The following is a 15,140-nucleotide window of genomic DNA, read 5'->3' on the forward strand; positions in this document are numbered from 1 at the left end:
TCTGACATCGACTTTTACGTCAAAAATGTAAACCTAATTTATTCACGAAGTGTAACTGTCTTTTTTATTCGGATTCCCAAACGCTTTGCCAGTCTGTTCAGATTCGACCGATCGACATTCAGTGCTCGCGCTACCGAAGACCAGTTATTATCGTGTTGATTCAGTAAATCTAATATTAACTGACGCTGGAAATCATCGGTTGCCTGTTTCAGAGATTCGACGCTTAAACCCTCTTCTTTTATTTGAGTCTTTTCTGAGTAAGCGGATTCTTGCACGGGTACATTCAGATCGTTGTTCAAATATTGAAGATGACTTTCTTCGATATCCACGATATCGGTCTTGGCACTGCCCTTTGCCAGCAACGCAGCGCGGCTGATGGAGTGTTCTAACTCGCGAACGTTCCCCGGCCAGCGGTAGTTTTGCAGACGCCTCAGAGCATTTGAGTGAATGGACAGCTGTCTTAAACCCAGTTTGCGCCTGAGTGTTTCGCAGAAGTATCCGGACAGTAAGGTCACATCTTGATTACGATCACGCAGGGGTGGAATTTTTATTGGGTATACGCTCAGGCGGTGGTATAAATCTGATCGAAATTTACCCAATTCAACTTCATTGGCCAGCTCTCTATTGGTTGCGGCTAAAATTCGGGTGTCGATTTGTTCAACTTTATCCATGCCGACTGGCTGAATTTCTTGGTTTTGCAGCACCCGCAATAATTTACTCTGCGCCGATAACGGCAATTCGCCAATCTCGTCCAAAAAAATGGTGCCTTTATTGGCGATACTGAATTTACCGGCCCGAGTTCGATCAGCTCCCGTAAATGCGCCTTTCACATGGCCGAACAACTCGCTTTCAATTAAATTCTCTGGAATTGCCGCGCAATTTACATACACCAACGGTTGTTGCGAACGCGACGATAACTGATGCAATGTTCGCGCTACCAATTCTTTACCAACGCCCGTCTCCCCTTCAATGAGCACGGTAAAATCCGACGGCGCAACCAACTGCAAATCTTTTTTTAATTTCTGCATTGCCGTGCTTTCGCCAATTAATTCACCGCCATCTTTCGATAACGCCTCGTGTGTTAGCTCTTCAACCACCTTTTGGCTGTGTACCGATCGATCTTCTAATTTTCGCAATAGCATGGCGGTGTTTAAGGTTGCCGCCGACATAATCGATAAAATATCCAGCGTGCGCGAAGAAATTTCATCGAATGCCGTGGGCGTTAAACTGTCCAGCGTTAATACACCAATCAGCTTGTTTTCAACCAATAACGGCAATCCCATACAGGCGTGAATGTGTATGTCTTCTTCGCTGGTTAGCAATAATCCGTCGTAGGGATCGGGTAATTCACTGTCGGTAGGAAATCGTATGGGAGTATTCGATTGGCAGATTTGCTCAAACCGAGGGTGATCACCAATATTAAAACGACGCCCTAAGCTGTCTGGCATTAATCCTTGCTGTGCTAAGGGTTTTAATTGGTTGCCATTCAGTTCCAATAACACCACGCAATCGCATTCGATCGATTGACGTACGGTTTCAAGTAACCTTTCAAAACGATTTTTTGTGGTTAATCCACGCGTTAGGTCTATTGCCAGTTCAACTAAGCGCGCTGTTGGAATCTCACCCATGAGTCCTCGCCTGTGCAAGTGAATATCAGTTCATAATAACTCTATATTGTCATTTTGACCACAATTGTAAGCTTGTCAAAATGACCACAAACATTCGAAAAAACATCTAACTATTTGTTTTTTATAGTTTTATTTAGCTGGCACAAAGCTCGCTATAACAATAATACAAAGTGAGAAAGAAGAGAAAAACGAAAAGCAATTTCAATTGCAAAACACAAGGCACACAAACATGACCACGTCGACAACGACAGACACAAAAACCTTTACCGACAACCCCGTTTGGGATCTTGCCTTTAGGCCCTTCTTTTTATTGGCATCGATCAGTTCGATTATTTCGTTGGCCATTTGGATAGCGACGCTCAACGGCGTAGTTGTGCGCGTGGAATTTTCGGGCTTGCCAATTAACCTGTGGCACGCCCACGAAATGACATTCGGTTTTGGCGGTGCAGTGGCGATTGGTTTTTTACTGACGGCCGTTCAAACCTGGACAGGAAACCGCAGTGCCCATGGCAGCCATTTAATGTTGCTTACCGTGTTTTGGATTGCAGCGAGAATCGCCTTTTTAATAATGCCCGAAAATTGGGTTTGGATAAGCATCGCGTTGCAAATTGCCTGGTGGTATTTAGCCATTATTACGCTGGCAAAATTAATCCTATCGACCAATAACAAACGCAATTACGTCATATTACCGCTAATATCGGCCATTGCGACGGTTAACTTTTTTGTATTGTGGTTTGCGGCTAACCATAAGGTACTGCTTGCCACACAGTTCTCTCACGCAACCGTGCTGCTATTTTGTGTGTTAATCAGCGTGATTGGCGGCCGAGTGATTCCATTTTTCACGCAACGAAAAATCGAATCCATCACGATTCAAAAAACACCGATCTTAGACAAAGCCATTCCCCTATTAACTCTGGTTAATATCGGCGTATTTTTAAGCCCAGTATCAAAAACTCAGGTAGCAGTACCTGCCGCTCTGCTAATTACTGTCGGGTTGCTTCATCTGGTAAGACTGTTTTTTTGGCAGCCATTAAAAACCGTGAAAATACCGCTGCTATGGTCGTTGCACCTCAGCTATACATTTTTAGGCTTGGGTTTAATCACCCTTGGCGTGAGCTACATCAGCGACAGTATCCGATTCAACGACGCACTGCACCTTATTACCATTGGCACCATCGGCGCGATGATTTTGTCAATGATGTCTCGGGTGTCTTTGGGGCATACCGGTCGCCCAATGACTGTTAATTTTACCATGACCTTGGCATTCGTTTTAATTTTCGCCTCCGCCATCGTTCGATTTTTATTGCCAATTTTTAATGAACTCATCACCAGTTGGAACCTCAGTGCTGGGCTTTGGATTCTTGCTTTTACGCTTTTTTTAGTGAAGTACACAACCGTTTTAATCCACCCGAAATTATCAACGAATTAACTTGCACGACAAACCTCTAGGAGTTTTTATGTCTTTGTATTCTCAGTTAACTGAAGAGCAAAAAACGATTGTTAAATCCACCATTCCACTATTGGAATCGGCAGGACCAGAATTAACTCTGTATTTTTACAAAAGAATGTTTCGTGAAAATCCAGAACTTAAAAACGTGTTCAATATGAGCCACCAAACCTCAGGAGCACAACCATTTGCGTTATTTTCAGCGCTTGCCGCTTACGCAAGCCACATTGACGATATTTCTGTATTAACCGCGGCGGTTTCAAGAATTGCCAATAAACACACAAGCTTAAATATTCAGCCTGCGGATTACCAAATTGTGGGGCACCATTTGATTGAAAGCCTGCGCGAACTTGCCCCAGACGCACTGACCGAAGAAGTCGAATCTGCATGGAAAGCTGCCTATGGTGCTTTGGCCGAAGTTTTTATTAACGTTGAAGAAGATATTTATAAATTCAACGAAGAGAAAGACAACGGCTGGAGAGGCGCGAAAGAATTCCGCTTGGTTGAAAAGAAAATTGAATCTGAGCTTGTGAAAAGCTTGGTATTTGAACCAACCGACGGCAATGGTGTTGCTGATTATCAAGCTGGGCAATACGTCGGTATTCAACTGACGATTCCAGGGCAAGAAAACACACAAATTCGACAGTATTCGCTGTCGGATAAATCAAACGGCGATAATTACAGAATTTCTGTTAAACGTGAAATCATCGGCACACCGGGTATTGTATCGAACTATTTGCACGACGGTCTTCGCTTGGGTGATACCGTTAATCTGTTTGCACCGGCGGGTGATTTTTTACTGAAAAACCAAGACCGCCCAATTGTGCTGATTTCTGCTGGTGTTGGTATTACACCCATGCAATCGATCGTAGAAACACTGGCCGATAAATCTTACGATTACAAAGTCAGCTTTTTACACGCGTGCGAAACACCCGATCAACACTCATTCAAAAAACGCATTAGAGCGTTACAAGATAAACTCAATTTAACGTCACACACTTGGTACAAAAACGACCCTATTGACGGCGAAAACGTTCATCACGGTTTTATGGACTTGTCACAAATTCAGGACGAGCTACCAATTAGTGACGGCGACTTCTACCTCTGCGGACCGGTTGCATTTATGCAATTTGCGAAACAGCAATTAACCACGCTGGGTATTGATTCTGACAGAATCATCTATGAAGTTTTTGGCCCTCACAAAGATTTTTAAACTTGGAGTCGGGCAATGGCCAATATTGTGTAGCCCATTAGGGCCTGTTCACACTAATTTAACCGCACCTGTCGCCCCTAAAACGCGTCAGTCTAGGCGTGAGGAATGCAGTTTAGCGCGCTAAATAAGCGACGAACAACAACGAATGGCGTGTTTTAGGGGCGACCCTACGGGCTCGGCGTATTTTTCCCGTATTTCGTGTTGCAGCTCGTTCATTTGGAACAACCAAATCACACTCACTGCGCCTAAAATACGAAAAAAATACACTCCAGCAGGTGTGATTAAATTAGTGTGAACAGGCCCTAGGAATCTGTGGAAGTTTGACCACGGGTTCCTATACTCAAGAAAAAAGGAGCGAGCTATGACCGAAAAAACATTGTATGAACGCCTCGGTGGTTACGATGGAATTACCGAGTTCGTCAATACCCTATTACCGCGATTACAAAAAGACAATCAACTCGGACGTTTCTGGCAGCATCGAGGTAATGACGGTGTTAACCGAGAAAAACAATTGTTAATCGACTATTTGTGCGCGAATGCTGGCGGTGCCTTGTATTACACCGGCAGAAACATGAAGCTAACGCACGAAGGAATGAACATCAGTGAATCCGATTGGGATATATTTATTGGTCATGCGGTTGATGCAATGAATGTGTTACACATTCCAGCGAAAGAGCAGTCAGACATTGCCGCTTTTGTTTCTCAGCTTAAAAGCGACATTGTAGAATGTTAGGACTCTGATTGAATATAGGAGCCTCTGATTAACCTCAAGACCACTCAGGCCTTTATTCAGCACTTGTTGGTATGTATTTGTGAGCATTTATTGCTTGTTGCCAACAATGCTGAATAAATCGTGCCAAATTAAAAGTTATTTTGGTTTGAATAAATCGTTAAAATCCCACTGCTGAAAGTATTTTTTAAAAATTTTCAATATATTTTTAGCGTCATCAATACCGCGATGGTGAGTTCCTTCCAGTTCAATTTTCTCAGACTTAAGTGCCCGCTTCATTCCAGGGGGTCTGCGAAGCCCTTTAATTTTACCGTATTGATGCTTAAGGCTGATGTGTCGGTGAGTCCACGACCATTCTAAACCATGAAGCTCACAATCGTTTTTAAATTGCACACGATCGTAATGCCCCCAAGAGCATAAAATGTAGTCGCCATCAAAAGAGTTTATCCAATCGATAAACGATGCAATCACTTTAGGAGCCTCATCGGCGCAATCCACCTGCGATTGAGTAATTGATGTCAGTTGGGTACAAAACTCAGATAACACAGGATGGTTTTTAGGTTTCACAAATTGGCAGTATTCACCCAAAACCTCTAAATTATCGTTAACGCAAACGGCCCCAATTTCTATAATTTCGTTTCTTTTGTCGCCTCGCTCTTCCCAGCAAGTCGCTTCAAGATCTACAATAATGTAATTCAATCAACTTTCCTTATTTTGGTTTTTAGTTCAGAGAATTACAATATAACAAAGCGAGAGATATAAAAATTAAAAAAGCAAAATCAATTGACTAAAACATCAGAAATAAAACAGAAATTATTTTTACCGCCCTTTTTGACTAAATACATAGCGTCGTCGGACTTTTTAAGTAAAGCTTCTACATCAGCACCGTCGTCGGGATAACAAGCGATACCAATGCTGCACCCCACAGACAGCAAATGACCGTTATGGCTGATGGGCTGATTCACTGCTTCAATAATTTTTTTCGCTAAGATAGCGGCGCTGTCGGACTGCTCCAATTCGGTTAGAATCACGGCAAATTCATCACCCCCAATCCGGCCCACGGTATCACTTTTTCGAATGTTACTCTTCAGCCGTTTGCAGATTTCTATCAATACGGCATCACCAGCATCGTGGCCATGACTGTCATTAACATTCTTAAAACCGTCTAAATCAATAAACATGATGGCGGTTGATATTTTTTTGCGCTTGGCTAATTCAATGGCTAGTTCTGCACGCTCTTGCACTAAACTAAGACTTGGTAAATTCGTTAAAGTGTCGTGGGTGGCAAGGTGATGAATTCTTTGTTCTTGCAGTTTTCGATCGGTAATATCCCAGTTAACACCGGTCATGCGTAAAGGCGCGCTGTTTTCATCACGCTCCACCCGGCCTGCGGCTTGAATATAACGAATTTCACCCGAAGATCGGCGAATTTGATATTCAGTTTCAAAAACGGCCTCACCTTTTAGCGCTTGCTGCATTAAGCTTTCAACGCGATTGATATCCTCAGAATGAATTAAACGACGCCAAGATGTTAAGGTAGGCACAACATCATCGGGAATATCGTAAATCTGATACATCAAGTTGTTCCATTTGAGTTTGTCCTGCTCGATGTCCCACGCCCAAGTGCCAATGCGCCCTGCCATCGTTGCTAATTTTAAACTCGAATAGGTTTGCACTAATTCATCGCGAGTAACCACCAAATCGTTCAGTGTGTTTTGCAGTGAAGTCTGTGCTGTTTTTGCCCGCCACGCCTCCACCGACGTTTTAAACAGCAAGTGAATAGCAAACGCGATAACAAACGACAACAAAATACCCGTCGCACCCACAAGTTCTTTTAAATAGGTATTGGTGTGACGATAAAAAGCCGTTGTTGGTCGGCAAAGAATGGTGAATTTATGGCCCAGAAAATCAAAATTGGCCTCTGATTCTAAACCAACGTCGATAGACGACTCCCAACCCGGTTTGCGATACACTTCTACACCGTCGGTTTCGACCAAGGCACGATAATTTCGGATTTCTTCTTCGGATTCACCCAAGCTGAATACGTATTCCAACCATTGGTGGGCATCAAACTTAACCAACAAAAAACCATCAAACTGACCGCTGATGTACATTGGGAAATAAATCAGAAACCCCATATTGCCATTATTCAGCTGCGTTACTTCGGACATGTACGGGCCGCGATTATGCTTAGCCTCTTCTAACAACAACCGATCCCTATTATTAGACGCTAAGTTCCGATCTAGCTCCGCTTCATTACCCAGTAATGGCACAACCCACCTGGCGTGGTAAGTGATATCTACCCACTCTATGGCTTTAAATCCGGGCATATCCGCAACGTACGCGCGAGCATCAGAGGCAAACTCCGCCTCTGGCGTACCGCCGCGGGTCTGCCAGCGATCAACAATACGCTGTAACGCCGGTATACGACTGCGAATATCCGATTCAATGTAACCAATCATTTTAACGGATTCTGCGGCTACCTGATTTCTTCGCTCCGCTTCTTCTTTGGTATCAAGCGCAACCCAAAACACAGCCACCAAAACAAGAAGGCCAAAGCCGACCATAAAGGGAAACCAGCGAGAAAAAGACAGAGGATCGGGCAATGCCTGCTGAGCCGTAACGTTCATGAACAACCATACGCTATAAGAGAGGATTCTTAGCTATAAAAGTAGACCAAAAACTACCGTGCCGCTAAATTTTCCTACTATAGACGTGCGTTTATTAGCCGCAAATAAAACACTTTGTGAATTAATCTATAAATTATTGATAGATTTTATTTACAAGAAAATACACTTATTCGGCCAGACGCCTCTCAAAGGGTTTTATCATTCTTTGTCGATCATAAAAACCGATTAATAACGCCATAAACACAGGTCTTTGACTTTTTAGGCATGCTAAATACGCCATCAACATTCGTTAATGTGCGTGTAACTTTTTACAACCCAATCAACCTGCTGATCGGTATCTGGCACTGTAACGCCTCGCTGTTCAGAAATTCGCGCCAATGCCGTTTGGGGTTGATAGCCGTTATGCAATAGCACACCAGCGGCAACCATTCCCGTGCGACCGATACCAGCACGACAATGTATAACAACCTGTGAGCCACGGTTAATGTCGTTGTGTATTTTGCGCGTCAGTTGTAGATATTCATTCATTGAGTTTGGCAAACCGCGATCGGGTATTGGATACGATAAAAAAGCCATCGCATTTTTAGCGCATAATTCACTTTCTTGCTCCAAACCCAAATTGTATTCCTCGTGCTTTTCCAATAGGGAAATCACACGGGTTATTCCCAAACTCGCAATACCGGTAAATTCATCTTCAATCCATTCACCCGCAACAGGCTTTGCCATAACCGACAGCGAACCCTCGCCAATAGATTCAATAAAATACACGTCGGGACGTATCATATTTTTTTAGGACCTCCATTAATAGTTAGAAATTCGTCTAACGCCAAACACTCTTTAAATTACACCAATGCTTTAATAAGCATACGGTAATGTATAAACGCTGATTTACAGAAGAAAGGCGAAAAAGTAGAAAAATCAAAAGACAGAAAACTCACACAAAACAGACGTTAGAAATTTTCTGAGGGGTATTTTTTCTGAGGGCATTAAGACAACCATAAAAAGGTGATTACAGTCGTCTCAAATAAAAGCGGATTATTCAGGCTTAGGAAACGGTTTTGCAAATGTGAATGCGTTACTTGTGGGGCCTTGTTCGTGCAAAGCAAACAATTTTTCTTTACCTTCATTCACACTGGGAATGTGACCAACAGGGACCCACCACAACACTTGATGAGCACTTTTGATTTTATCAAACCAAGCGTCGCGATCTCGGATTAAATCAACATGATTCGATCGGTACACAAAATTCTTCAACGATTCCACGTCGGTCCAAACACTCATGTTAACAATTAGCATAGGATCATCAAACGCCTGGATAGACGTTGCGTCACCCTCTTCGGTTTGCAAACGCCAAACAAAGCCAGGAGCATTATCAGCCAGTGCATTGATGGTATCCAACTGCTCAACAAACCCGCGCATGGTTTCGGATTCCATGGAATCTTTCGCTTGGGCGATATTCATTTGTGCTAAATGGTATTTTTCCATACAGTTTTTCTTCTGCTTGTTTTCTTTCGATTAATAAAAGAAATTGGATTGTTATTTAGATCTAGGCGTAATCGGTACGAAAACTCAGTATAAAGAACCACTTTAAAATTACAATCACCCCTCTGCACACAACTGTTAGCGATGCCTTCGCTAGGGTTGCCAAGCGGCCTGCCGGTAAAACCGGTCAATTAAGGTTTTTACAGCAGGACTATCACAACCCCGCTCTTTTATAACCGTAATAGCAGATTCTGTAAGTTTAACACCTCCGTCTTTCATGATTTTACTGGCTTGATCATCAGTTAACGACGGATTACGTTTTTTGATTTCCGTGAGTGCTGAAACCACCACTGTTTGGTAATTCGCTAAAAACGAGGTTAATTCTGCATCAGAAGGTTTAATGCATTGACCCGCAACAGCACTGGATACCGTAAAATGCTCAAAGATTTTTAAAATATCCACCTGTTGTGCACTGGCCAATGTTGGGCTAAGGAAGCCCATCAACACAAAATACAATGTCGTTTTCACGCTCTTTCCTTTGTTTGATATTCAACGGACTTTCGATACTTTGCGGCACTATATCAGGTACGAATAAACAAAAATTCAAACTTCTTCTATTATTTTTTTAAAAACACCTGTTTTCTTCATTCAAATCCCATAACAAAAGCTCAGTTAACCTTGTTCATTTCTTTTGGATATCCAATTACAATAAGAGCCATACTTTTGCATCTACCATTGCATTTTGGTTAACAGATTATGGGCAAACGAAAAGCGGCGCTCTCAGGTCAGCTGGCAGACTTAGACTTAAAACTGCTGCGTGTGTTTAAAGCGGTTGTTGAATCTGGCGGGTTTTCTTCCGCTGAGGTAGAGCTGAATCTTGCTAATTCGACGATTTCTAACTACATCTCGGATCTGGAAAAGCGCTTGGATATGCGTTTATGCAACCGTGGTCGCGGTGGTTTTTCGTTAACTGACCACGGCCATGTGGTGTACGAAGCAACTCAAGATCTATTAAGCGCCGTCGATCAATTTCGCAACCGCGTGAATATTTCCCACGAGCGAATTCTTGGGCATTTGCACTTGGGTTTCGCTGAACACATGTTAAGCGCCTACCACTCCTGCGTCATTGAAGCGCTCAGGCTGTATACCGAAAAAGCGCCGGATGTGCGCGTGCGCATTATAAGCATGGCATCGGACGACGTTGTACCCGCGGTACAAGAAGGTCGTGTGCAGTTGGGAATTACGGTAATGCTCAGGCAGGTGCCGGAGCTGGATGTGATGCGGCTGTTTGATGAAGAGATGAGCCTGTACTGTGCGGAGAATCACCCACTGTATGCAATGAACGATAAAGACATCAGCGTGGAAAAGCTTCAAACCTACAAGTTTGTTGAATCGCCGCGTTTGATGCCAGGACGAGAAATCGACCCTATTACTGCCGGTTGGAATAAACACGCCTCGGCACATCATCAAGAGGTGCGCGCAGCTCTGATTTTAACGGGTCACTACTTGGGTTTTTTGCCAAAGCATTTGGTACACAACTGGGGCTGGCAACACAAAATGCGGCCTCTGTTAGAAGGCCGCTTTAATTACATCAACAGCTTTTCTGCGATTTCTAAGCCCTACCCCAAAAACGATTTAGTGATTAGTACGTTTATGGATTGTTTGAAAGAAGCCGTTATCAGCTCTCAGCAGTAAAAAACTCAACCCAATTCATTCTGTGTAATTGGGAATCCCATTTTTTCGACCAACCGAATCCAAGGCACTCGCCAACCGCCTTTTTCGTCCATGGTATCGAGCGCGTACATGGTAATTTTGGCGCCAATCCAGCGGAACGGCTCCGGTGGAATCCAATTGGGTTGCGCGCAGGCAAATTTTAAGCGTGTTTCTGGGATGTCTGTTTTATCGAGAATGGCCAAACCCACACGTGAGCCAAAGCGCGTAGCAGTAACACCAAACCCAGAATAACCACCGGCGTAAATCATGTCGCCGTCGTAATAATGCTGATAATGCACCGCCATGCGCGTGGTTAAACCAATGGGGCCGCTCCAGGCGTGGGAAAACTTAACCTCTTTTAAGGTGGGAAAAGTCTTATAAAAGTTTTTCACCAGATTAATGTAATTATCGGATACTTTATCGGCTTTGGGATCGGTATTGTTGTTAAAGAAATACCCCAAACGACCACCAAATAAAATTCGGTTATCTGCGGTTAAGCGCATGTAGTTGAGTTGCGTACGGGTGTCGTAAATGCCTTGGCGATTTTTCCAACCCACGGTCGCCAGCTGTTCATCAGTGAGTGGTTCCGTAACCACAATACGATCACGAATAGCGGCAACACGAGACTTTATTTTTTTGGCACCTGCGGCAAAAGCATTGGTGGCAAGCAGTACTTTTTTCGCCTTAACTTCGCCTTCGGGTGTTTCAACCAAAACGCCGGGTTGCAGATGGTACGAACTCGTTAACGGTGTGTACTCGTAAACTCTTACGCCTAAGGATTTTGCAACGCGCAATAAACCCCACGCCAATTTTGCCGGATGCACGGTGCCGCTGCGTTGTTTTGACCACAAGCCGCCGTCAAAAATGGGCGAATTTACTTCGGCACGCACTTCTTCTGCACTGAGCATATGGGCATCGTGGCCGTGCTGCTTGTACAATTTGTACTCGCGCGCAAGATCTGGAATGCCCTCTTTGCCCACCGCTACGGTAAGCTCACCACCCCATTCAATGTCGCAATCGATGGCGTATTTTTCGATAGTCTCTCGAAAACCGTCCATATTTTCTTTTCCCAGTCGTTCTAACTCTTCAATATCTTCTGGGAAAAATCGATCTGCGTTTTCTAAGCCGTGAACGACCGATGTCGATAAGATCGCTGCCGGACGGCCAGAGGCACCAATGGCAACACATTGGGATTCGATGATGACAACATCGCGATCGGGATTCTGTTCTTTCGCGTGAATGGCCGCCCAAAGCCCTGTAAACCCGGCACCAACAATCAATAAATCGCAATCGATCGTGCCTTTTAATGAAGGTTCAGCCTCTGGCGCGGCTTTATTGTCCAACCAATAAGGAAAGAACTTAGTTTTTAATAAGGCTCTCTCAGCATGCTCAGCTGTGCACATAGGATAGTTCCTGTACTGCATTATTATGGTTTATAGCCACCTACTATCCTGCGTTACCTGGGAAAGGTGTATACCCTGTTTAGGGGGGCTAATTAAACTCATTTGACTAGGATTAATATAGACCTAATCCTTATTGACGGTTTAACGAGCATAAACGGCGATAACTGCAAATAACATCAGCAAGCCCAACAACAGTAACGTACCTAACCGATAGGGTATAAAATACGTTGCCGAATCGTTTTTGCTCACTGATACAAATATGCGATTGAAAAAGAAATAATACAGCGCCGTCATCAGCAAACACACACCAATCAACGTAAAAAATAAATACGTATTAGATACACCACCGCCTTTTAGATTGACACTGCTAAACACTAGCCCACCAAACAACAACCAACCCAAGAAGCGAATACTGCGCAAAACGCCTAATTCACGGTTTTTTCTATTCATAGCCTTTCTTATTCATATAGCCTCAGTTAATGCTCTTTTTATTAATAAACGCACGACTCATGAGTCAATAAAGTAATATCCTACCACAATAGGTAATCCTATAAGTTTTTACGCTACGAGTAATAATGAACTTAGCACACAAACATAAACGATTACTTTTGCCACTGCTTTAAGATTACCCCATCAACTGTCTTTTTATTTATTCTTTTATTTATCTCCGCATCTCTCTCAGCTTTTCTTTTTATTATTTCACTTTAAAAATCATTTTAATTAAATTATCAATTACGCTAAAAACAATTAAGCACAATAACTTTAGCAATTAAAAAAGGTTATCCCACAACAATTGTAACTGGCTTGTAAAATAAAATTTATTCCAACTTTCGAACAACTTAATTTTATTTACGTTCCCGCTTTTATATTTACGTTTTCATTGCGTTAATTTGATTTACATCGGAAAAAGAAATTCTTTTAAATTTTCTGATTGATCAATCTTTCAATATTTAAAAAAGCGTTTATAGTTTTTGTGCTTTCCAAAAAAGAACACGCCCTTCACATGAATTTAAATAATAATTTTCTATAAGGATTTGTAATGAATAAAAAAGTCGATATTTGTGTTTCTGATTTAAAAAAATCAAACCAGAACGATTTACACGGCGTTATCTACCCTCACCTAGTTAACGACTTGTATGCCGTCTCACACTTCAACCCACACTCCACTGACTCCACACCCTACGGACCCACAATTAACCCCAAAGAAGTTTCGGTTAATTTAGCGGACGAAAAAATTATTTACGGCGGACCGGTAAATATTATGACCCTTGCCGCCGAAGGTGGCGATAACCCCAATCACATGTGGCAGGTAGGCACCAATGGTATCAGCTACATTAATACAGAAACTTGGCGTCCGATTTGTCAGTTGGATGTATTGGCTGAGTATTTTTCTTCGTCTTATGAGGAATTAGAAGAAGAAAACTATGAAGCGTTTGTTGCCGACTGTGACGCAAATGTCAGCAATATTCATGAAATGAAAAATACCTTAAGACGGCATTTTGGCACAAATTATATTACACGTTTTGGTAATGGCTTATACGCTGTTGTCGGTGCTGGCAATATATTATACGTGCAATACGGAACATCGATTTTTGCATTTACCTTTAATTCATCCCTAGAGGAAATTGAATTAATCGGTGAATTACCCAATGCCGCCGAAACCATTATGAGTACAAATCCTACCGAAGAAATCGACAATTACGAAGAGAGCGTCGGTTTTGTTGGTTTGTCATTAAATTCTGACGGTATTGTTGTAGTAACGTTAAACATTGGTATCGCTCTAATCCACCCTTCTGTTTTTATTGACGGCGATACCTCCCGCACAATCTATTTTGCGCCGTTTTTGTCCAGCGACAACAGACTTACCGCTGAAACCAGCTCTGCTCAACAACAGCCAATCGCGTTTGATACGTTTGAAAGTATTTCCAATTCTATTTGCATTGACGATGACAACGCCATCTACGTGGCAAGTACTGTGACTTCCCAAGACGGTTCAACTTGCCTGGGCTATTTGCGTAAATTAACCGTTACCCATTACGGCAATAACGCAACGGTCGGCAAAATCATGATGGCAGGCGTCGTAGACAATAATCTCAACGAAATTGCCGAGGCAACTGGCGCCTGGATTACCCCGTATGAAACTTCGAACGAACAAGATCCGCCGGTTATTAAGCGCGGTCGAGGCACGGGTTCTACACCAACCTTAATGGGTGATGGAGAAAATACCTTTGTTGTGATGACCAACGGCGCAAAACAAATGGAGCTGGTTGCCTATTGGCGTGACGTCAACGAATCAGAAGTTATTTTAGGCAATAAAAAACGCGAAGCCGGTAAAATTAAAGTCAGTTGCGGCTTCGACGACAATCTACCCAGCGGTTGGGTGCAGTCAGAGCAATCTGTGGTGGTAAATGGTTACGGCGCATTTGTAGTAAACAACATTCCCAGCCATTACAACCCGCAAATGACCGAAGGGCTCAACCTACAAAATAACTTACTTCAAGCGTGCATGGTTGGACCTTACAACATGGGGCCTACCGGCGTTGAAAAATTCGTTTGGGATGTAACTGAAAGCCGATGGAAATCAACTGTCGATTCAGATTTTGCCTGGAACAATCCAGAAATTCCGTCCACCAGTACCGTGCCCATTTATTGCGAAAATTCAAACATGGTCATCGTTACCGGCTGGGAAGGAAAACCCGGTCTTAGCAATGGCAATTGGGTCGTGCAAGGTTTTGATTGGGATACGGGCGCTAGACACTACAAACTGAATTTTGGACCCTCGATGCGAGGTAACGGTGCCTATTCAATCCCGCAATTTTTACAAGACGGCTCCATGATTTTTAACTCGATTATTGGTCCAGTGAAAATCACTAACCGTTAATAGTTAATTCTTA

Annotated in this window: 13 protein-coding genes; 5 read left to right on the forward strand and 8 right to left on the reverse strand. The window is 43.0% G+C overall.

Features of this window, described 5'->3' with window-relative positions; translation table 11 throughout:
* Window positions 1-38: 38 nt before the first annotated feature.
* The gene (gene norR, locus LU361_RS15935) at window positions 39-1,628 is read right to left on the reverse strand and encodes a nitric oxide reductase transcriptional regulator NorR (RefSeq protein WP_233089881.1); all 1,590 of its coding nucleotides are present in this window, start codon (window positions 1,626-1,628) and stop codon (window positions 39-41) included.
* A gap of 229 nt (window positions 1,629-1,857) precedes the next feature.
* Here norR and LU361_RS15940 point away from each other — a divergent pair, with 229 nt between their 5' ends.
* From LU361_RS15940 to LU361_RS15950, 3 genes are all read left to right on the forward strand, one after another.
* A complete protein-coding gene (locus LU361_RS15940; RefSeq protein WP_233089882.1) occupies window positions 1,858-3,057 on the forward strand; it encodes an NnrS family protein in 1,200 nt (399 codons plus the stop codon).
* A gap of 28 nt (window positions 3,058-3,085) precedes the next feature.
* Window positions 3,086-4,288 carry an NO-inducible flavohemoprotein gene (gene hmpA, locus LU361_RS15945; protein WP_233089883.1) on the forward strand — a complete coding sequence of 401 codons (1,203 nt, stop codon included), beginning with the start codon at window positions 3,086-3,088 and terminating at the stop codon, window positions 4,286-4,288.
* A gap of 361 nt (window positions 4,289-4,649) precedes the next feature.
* A complete protein-coding gene (locus LU361_RS15950; RefSeq protein ID WP_233089884.1) occupies window positions 4,650-5,021 on the forward strand; it encodes a group I truncated hemoglobin in 372 nt (123 codons plus the stop codon).
* A gap of 135 nt (window positions 5,022-5,156) precedes the next feature.
* Here LU361_RS15950 and LU361_RS15955 read toward each other — a convergent pair whose 3' ends face one another.
* From LU361_RS15955 to LU361_RS15975, 5 genes are all read right to left on the reverse strand, one after another.
* On the reverse strand, window positions 5,157-5,717 hold the full coding sequence (locus LU361_RS15955; RefSeq protein WP_233089885.1) for a 3'-5' exonuclease: 561 nt from the start codon (window positions 5,715-5,717) through the stop codon (window positions 5,157-5,159).
* A gap of 80 nt (window positions 5,718-5,797) precedes the next feature.
* The gene (locus LU361_RS15960) at window positions 5,798-7,648 is read right to left on the reverse strand and encodes a sensor domain-containing diguanylate cyclase (RefSeq protein ID WP_233089886.1); all 1,851 of its coding nucleotides are present in this window, start codon (window positions 7,646-7,648) and stop codon (window positions 5,798-5,800) included.
* A 279-nt stretch (window positions 7,649-7,927) separates the two neighbouring features.
* Complete coding sequence (locus tag LU361_RS15965) at window positions 7,928-8,431, reverse strand: protein-tyrosine phosphatase family protein (RefSeq protein WP_233089887.1); 504 nt, start codon at window positions 8,429-8,431, stop codon at window positions 7,928-7,930.
* A gap of 252 nt (window positions 8,432-8,683) precedes the next feature.
* Window positions 8,684-9,133, reverse strand: a complete 450-nt coding sequence (locus LU361_RS15970) for a DUF3291 domain-containing protein (RefSeq protein ID WP_233089888.1) — start codon at window positions 9,131-9,133, stop codon at window positions 8,684-8,686.
* A 150-nt stretch (window positions 9,134-9,283) separates the two neighbouring features.
* Entirely contained in the window at window positions 9,284-9,658 is a 375-nt protein-coding gene (locus tag LU361_RS15975; RefSeq protein WP_233089889.1) for a hypothetical protein, read from the reverse strand.
* Window positions 9,659-9,886: 228 nt separating this feature from the next.
* Between LU361_RS15975 and LU361_RS15980 the strand changes: the two genes are divergently transcribed.
* On the forward strand, window positions 9,887-10,825 hold the full coding sequence (locus LU361_RS15980; protein ID WP_233089890.1) for a LysR family transcriptional regulator: 939 nt from the start codon (window positions 9,887-9,889) through the stop codon (window positions 10,823-10,825).
* A 5-nt stretch (window positions 10,826-10,830) separates the two neighbouring features.
* Here the strand turns inward: LU361_RS15980 and LU361_RS15985 are convergent, their stop codons facing one another.
* The gene (locus tag LU361_RS15985; RefSeq protein WP_233089891.1) at window positions 10,831-12,246 is read right to left on the reverse strand and encodes an NAD(P)/FAD-dependent oxidoreductase; all 1,416 of its coding nucleotides are present in this window, start codon (window positions 12,244-12,246) and stop codon (window positions 10,831-10,833) included.
* A gap of 141 nt (window positions 12,247-12,387) precedes the next feature.
* The gene (locus tag LU361_RS15990) at window positions 12,388-12,696 is read right to left on the reverse strand and encodes a hypothetical protein (protein WP_233089892.1); all 309 of its coding nucleotides are present in this window, start codon (window positions 12,694-12,696) and stop codon (window positions 12,388-12,390) included.
* A gap of 589 nt (window positions 12,697-13,285) precedes the next feature.
* On the opposite strand from LU361_RS15990, the gene LU361_RS15995 reads away from it, so the two are divergent.
* On the forward strand, window positions 13,286-15,127 hold the full coding sequence (locus LU361_RS15995; protein WP_233089893.1) for a hypothetical protein: 1,842 nt from the start codon (window positions 13,286-13,288) through the stop codon (window positions 15,125-15,127).
* The last annotated feature ends 13 nt before the right edge of the window (window positions 15,128-15,140 follow it).

Source organism: Sessilibacter corallicola (genome assembly GCF_021290925.1).
GTDB classification, from domain to species: domain Bacteria; phylum Pseudomonadota; class Gammaproteobacteria; order Pseudomonadales; family Cellvibrionaceae; genus Sessilibacter; species Sessilibacter corallicola.

Excerpts from the sequence above, each read along its gene's own strand:
- norR (WP_233089881.1), bottom strand. The coding sequence starts at position 1,628 with ATGGGTGAGATTCCAACAGCGCGCTTAGTTGAACTGGCAATAGACCTA.
- LU361_RS15940 (WP_233089882.1), top strand. The coding sequence starts at position 1,858 with ATGACCACGTCGACAACGACAGACACAAAAACCTTTACCGACAACCCC.
- hmpA (WP_233089883.1), top strand. The coding sequence starts at position 3,086 with ATGTCTTTGTATTCTCAGTTAACTGAAGAGCAAAAAACGATTGTTAAA.
- LU361_RS15950 (WP_233089884.1), top strand. The coding sequence starts at position 4,650 with ATGACCGAAAAAACATTGTATGAACGCCTCGGTGGTTACGATGGAATT.
- LU361_RS15960 (WP_233089886.1), bottom strand. The coding sequence starts at position 7,648 with ATGAACGTTACGGCTCAGCAGGCATTGCCCGATCCTCTGTCTTTTTCT.
- LU361_RS15965 (WP_233089887.1), bottom strand. The coding sequence starts at position 8,431 with ATGATACGTCCCGACGTGTATTTTATTGAATCTATTGGCGAGGGTTCG.
- LU361_RS15970 (WP_233089888.1), bottom strand. The coding sequence starts at position 9,133 with ATGGAAAAATACCATTTAGCACAAATGAATATCGCCCAAGCGAAAGAT.
- LU361_RS15980 (WP_233089890.1), top strand. The coding sequence starts at position 9,887 with ATGGGCAAACGAAAAGCGGCGCTCTCAGGTCAGCTGGCAGACTTAGAC.
- LU361_RS15985 (WP_233089891.1), bottom strand. The coding sequence starts at position 12,246 with ATGTGCACAGCTGAGCATGCTGAGAGAGCCTTATTAAAAACTAAGTTC.
- LU361_RS15990 (WP_233089892.1), bottom strand. The coding sequence starts at position 12,696 with ATGAATAGAAAAAACCGTGAATTAGGCGTTTTGCGCAGTATTCGCTTC.
- LU361_RS15995 (WP_233089893.1), top strand. The coding sequence starts at position 13,286 with ATGAATAAAAAAGTCGATATTTGTGTTTCTGATTTAAAAAAATCAAAC.